Raw genomic sequence first — 4,689 nt, forward strand, 5'->3', positions numbered from 1 at the left:
GCGGCGGCGGGGGCGGCGGCCGCGGGGGCGGCGAGCCCGGCCGCGCACAGCAGCCCGGCGACGAGCGCCCCGGCCAGGGGCCCCCGGACGGGGTGGGGGGAAAGGTGACGTCTCATTACGTTCCTCCGAATCCGCGGCAGGTGGAACGAGGGGTGAACGCGGCACGCGCGCGGGGAGACACGGGGCCCGCGAGACATGTGCACGTCATGACTGGGCGTTTACGTTAGGACGTGTCGGGCTTTGTTGGAAGAGGGTGGGTGATGGTGATTCGAGCCGTTCGTGAGCCGTACGGGCCCCGGCCGTGACCCCGGGCCGGTCAGGCAGTTGAAGCAGTCATGAAGAAGCGCAGCATGCTCGCCATCGCCTCCCTGGCCACCGGGTTCGTCGTCGCGGCCGTCAGCCCGTCCCACGCCGCCCCGGAGGACCTCCCGCTCCACCACGTCGACGTCGACGACACGCTCGGCACCGTCGAACACACCGTCTCCGCCGAGGGCCTGTCCCTGGACCAGGGCGCCCCGGTCCTGGGCGACTGACACACCACACGTGCCGCACACGGCGCCGGTGCCCCACGTCCGGTGGGCACCGGCGCCGCTGTCGTACGCCCTCAACTGGGCCTGGTTTCCGTGGCAGGGTGGAGCGGGCAAGCCACAGGGGGCCAAGACAAGAGGGGGACCTGTGACCGTCGTCTGGATCAACGGCGCGTTCGGTGCGGGGAAGACCACCACCGCACGGGAACTGATCGAACTGATCCCGAACAGCACGCTCTTCGATCCCGAGGTCATCGGCGCGGCACTCGGGCACCTGCTGCCGCCCAAACGCCTCGCCGAAGCGGGCGACTTCCAGGACCTGCCGATCTGGCGGCGCCTCGTGACCGACACGGCGGCCGCGATGCTCGCCGAACTCGGCGGGACCCTCGTGGTCCCCATGACCCTGCTGCGCCAGGAGTACCGCGACGAGATCTTCGGCGGCCTCGCCGCCCGCCGGATAGCGGTCCGGCACGTCCTGCTGGCTCCGGCTGAAACGATCCTGCGGGAGCGGATAGCGGCCCGCGAGGTGCCCGAGGAGGCGGACGGGGAGATACGCGTCCGGCAGTGGTCGTACGACCGCATCGAGCCGTACCGGGCGGCCCTCGCCTCCTGGCTGACGGCCGACGCCCATCCGGTCGACACCAGCGCCCTCACCCCGCGCGAGACCGCCGTGCGCATCGCCGAGGCCGTCGGGAACGGGGAGGTGGGCGCCTGCGACATCGTGCAGACCCCCGAGCCGACCGGCGAGACCCTGGCCGCCGGGGTCCTCCTCTTCGACGAGCAGGACCGGGTGCTGCTCGTCGACCCCACCTACAAGCCCGGCTGGGAGTTCCCCGGCGGCGTCGTCGAACCCGGCGAGGCGCCCGCCCGCGCGGGGATGCGCGAGGTCGCCGAGGAGACCGGCATACGCCTCGACGAGGTGCCCGCGCTGCTGGTGGTCGACTGGGAGTCACCCGCGCCCCCGGGCTACGGCGGCCTGCGGCTGCTCTTCGACGGCGGCCGGCTCGGCGCGGCCCAGGCGGACCGGGTGCTGCTGCCCGGACCCGAACTGCGCGACTGGCGCTTCGTCAGCGAGGACGAGGCCGCCGCCCTGCTGCCCCCGGTGCGCTACGAGCGGCTGCGCTGGGCGCTGCGGGCCCGGGAACGCGGGGCCGCGCTGTATCTGGAGGCGGGCACGCCGGTCGGCTGACCCGTGCGTCCGCGCCCCGGGACCTTGGACGAGCCCGGCGGACGGCCCGCGTCCCGTGACGAGGGCCGTCCGCCGGCCTGCGGAGCGCGAACGGGCGGCGGCCTCAGCTCGCCGCGTAGTTCCGCAGGAACAGCGCCTCCGCCACCGACAGCCGCTCCAGCTCCTCCGGCGACACGCTCTCGTTCACCGCGTGGATCTGCGCCTCCGGCTCGCTCAGGCCGATCAGCAGGATCTCCGCCTCCGGGTAGAGCGACGCGAGGGTGTTGCACAGCGGGATCGAGCCGCCCTGACCGGCGTACTGCATCTCCTGACCCGGGTACGCCACCGCCATCGCGTCCGCCATCGCCTGGTACGCCGGGCTGGTGGTGTCGGCGCGGAACGCCTGCCCCTGGCCGATCTGCTCGACGTGCACCCGCGCGCCCCACGGCGTGCGCGACTCCAGATGGGCCTGGAGCAGCTTGGTGGCCTCGACGGCGTCCACGCCCGGCGGCACCCGCAGGCTCACCAGCGCGCGGGCGCTCGCCTGCACCGACGGCGTCGCCCCGACCACCGGCGGGCAGTCGATGCCGAGCACCGTCACGGCGGGGCGCGCCCAGATGCGGTCGGCGACCGAACCGGAACCGATCAGCTCCACGCCGTCCAGCACCCGGGCGTCCCGGCGGAACTGCTCCTCGTCGTACGCGAGGCCCTCCCACGCGCTGTCCGCCGCCAGCCCGTCGACGGTCGTCGAACCGTCCTCGGCACGCAGCGAGTCCAGGACGCGGATCAGCGCGCCCAGCGCGTCCGGGGCGGCGCCGCCGAACTGGCCGGAGTGCAGGTTGCCCTCCAGCGTGTCGACCTTCACGCGCAGCAGCGTCATGCCGCGCAGCGTGGAGGTGACCGTGGGCAGACCGACGCGGAAGTTGCCCGCGTCGCCGATGACGATCGTGTCGGCCGCCAGCAGCTCCGGGTGCTGCTCCGCGTATCGCTCCAGGCCGCCCGTGCCCTGCTCCTCGGAGCCCTCGGCGATCACCTTGACGTGCACCGGCACGCCGCCGTTCGCCTTCAGCGCGCGCAGCGCGAGCAGATGCATCAGCACACCGCCCTTGCAGTCGGCGGCACCGCGCCCGTACCAGCGGCCGTTGCGCTCGGTCAGCTCGAACGGCGGAGTGACCCAGCCCGCCTCGTCCAGCGGGGGCTGCACGTCGTAATGCGCGTAGAGCAGCACCGTCTTCGCGCCCTCGGGGCCGGGCAGGTAGCCGTACACCGACTGGGTGCCGTCCGGGGTGTCGAGCAGGGCCACGTCCTCGAAGCCCTCGGCGCGCAGCGCGGACGCCAGCCAGTTGGCGGCACCCACGCTCTCGCTGCGCGGGAACTGGTCGAAGTCCGCCACCGACTTGAAGGCCACCAGCGCGGTGAGCTCCTCCTTCGCCCTGGGCATCAGCGAGGACACGGTCTCGGCGACCGGATTCGACGACATGGGCACGCTCCTTGTAGGTGCGACGTTGTACGGGTGAGTACGGGAACGGGCGCTGCTGACGAGTGCCCGCGCGCGTACCGCTGTGTACGGGTGATCGTGCGGGTACGGGCACCTTCCGGTGTGCGGATGGTGTCCGCGCCGATCCTCCCACAGTGGCCTGCGGCGATGCCCGCCGTAGGATGCGGGGGTCAGGTGCGGCATGCGGTTTGATCGGAGCAGTAGACCATCGTGAGCAGCGAGAACTCTTCGGCGGACGACACGCGTCAGGTCTGGGACGTCGTCGTGGTGGGCGCGGGACCGGCGGGGGCCTCGGCCGCCTACGCGGCGGCGGTCGCGGGGCGGCGCGTGCTGGTGCTGGAGAAGGCGGAGCTGCCCCGCTACAAGACGTGCGGCGGCGGCATCATCGGCCCCTCGCGCGACACCCTGCCCCCCGGTTTCGACCTGCCCTTCCGGGACCGCGTGCACGCGGTGACGTTCTCCCACAACGGCCGCTTCACCCGGACCCGGCGCTCCAAGCAGATGCTGTTCGGCCTGATCAACCGGCCGGAGTTCGACCAGCAACTCGTCGAGCACGCCCAGAAGGCGGGCGCCGAGCTGCGCACCGGGGTGACGGTGACGCGGGTCGAGCAGCACGGGTCGGCGGTGCCCGACCGGCGCACGGTCGCCGTCGTCCTCCAGGGCGGCGAGACGGTGCTCGCGCGGGCCGTCGTCGGCGCGGACGGCAGCGCCAGCCGGATAGGCGCGCACGTCGGGGTGAAGCTCGACCAGGTCGACCTCGGCCTGGAGCTGGAGATCCCGGTGCCCGAGACGGTCGCCGACGACTGGAAGGGCCGCGTCCTCATCGACTGGGGGCCGCTGCCGGGCAGTTACGGCTGGGTCTTCCCCAAGGGGGACACGCTCACCGTCGGTGTGATCTCGGCGCGCGGTGAAGGCGCGGCGACCAAGCGGTACCTGGAGGACTTCGTCGGACGGCTCGGTCTCGCCGGCTTCGAACCGAGCATCTCCTCCGGCCACTTGACCCGCTGCCGCGCCGACGACTCGCCGCTGTCCCGCGGCCGGGTGCTGGTGTGCGGGGACGCGGCGGGGCTCCTGGAGCCGTGGACGCGCGAGGGCATCTCGTTCGCGCTGCGCTCGGGGCGGCTCGCGGGGGAGTGGGCGGTGCGGATCGCGGAGGCGCACGACGCCGTGGACGCCCGCAAGCAGGCCCTGAACTACGCGTTCGCCGTCAAGGCCGGGCTGGGCGTCGAGATGAGCGTCGGCAAGCGGATGCTGGCCATCTTCGAGCGCCGCCCGGGGCTGTTCCACGCGGCCCTGACCGGTTTCCGGCCCGCCTGGCGTGCCTTCCGGGACATCACCCAGGGCTCGACGACGCTGGGCGAGCTGGTACGCAGCCATCCCCTGGCGCAACGGGCCCTGTCCGCGGTGGACCGCCGGTCCGCGGAACCGGCAGCAGCCGAGCCCGAAGCCTGACCCACTTGCCGTAGCTGCGGGCAGTCGTGCCGCTGGGGCGGCAC

At 73.2% G+C, this 4,689-nt stretch carries 4 protein-coding genes; 3 read left to right on the forward strand and 1 reads right to left on the reverse strand.

The annotated features are described in order from the left end of the window. Window positions 1-335 precede the first annotated feature (335 nt). Together GTW67_RS09615 and GTW67_RS09620 are read left to right on the forward strand one after the other, a co-directional pair. On the forward strand, window positions 336-533 hold the full coding sequence (locus GTW67_RS09615) for a hypothetical protein (RefSeq protein ID WP_161164384.1): 198 nt from the start codon (window positions 336-338) through the stop codon (window positions 531-533). Between the two features lie 142 nt (window positions 534-675). Further along, on the forward strand, window positions 676-1,716 hold the full coding sequence (locus GTW67_RS09620) for an NUDIX domain-containing protein (RefSeq protein ID WP_161164385.1): 1,041 nt from the start codon (window positions 676-678) through the stop codon (window positions 1,714-1,716). A 103-nt stretch (window positions 1,717-1,819) separates the two neighbouring features. Here the strand turns inward: GTW67_RS09620 and GTW67_RS09625 are convergent, their stop codons facing one another. Next, the gene (locus GTW67_RS09625) at window positions 1,820-3,175 is read right to left on the reverse strand and encodes a dipeptidase (protein WP_161164386.1); all 1,356 of its coding nucleotides are present in this window, start codon (window positions 3,173-3,175) and stop codon (window positions 1,820-1,822) included. A 228-nt stretch (window positions 3,176-3,403) separates the two neighbouring features. Between GTW67_RS09625 and GTW67_RS09630 the strand changes: the two genes are divergently transcribed. After that, window positions 3,404-4,645: a geranylgeranyl reductase family protein gene (locus GTW67_RS09630; protein ID WP_161164387.1), complete on the forward strand. Its 1,242-nt coding sequence runs from the start codon at window positions 3,404-3,406 to the stop codon at window positions 4,643-4,645. The last annotated feature ends 44 nt before the right edge of the window (window positions 4,646-4,689 follow it).

The organism is Streptomyces sp. SID5910 (genome assembly GCF_009862125.1).
Classification (GTDB): Bacteria; Actinomycetota; Actinomycetes; order Streptomycetales; family Streptomycetaceae; genus Streptomyces.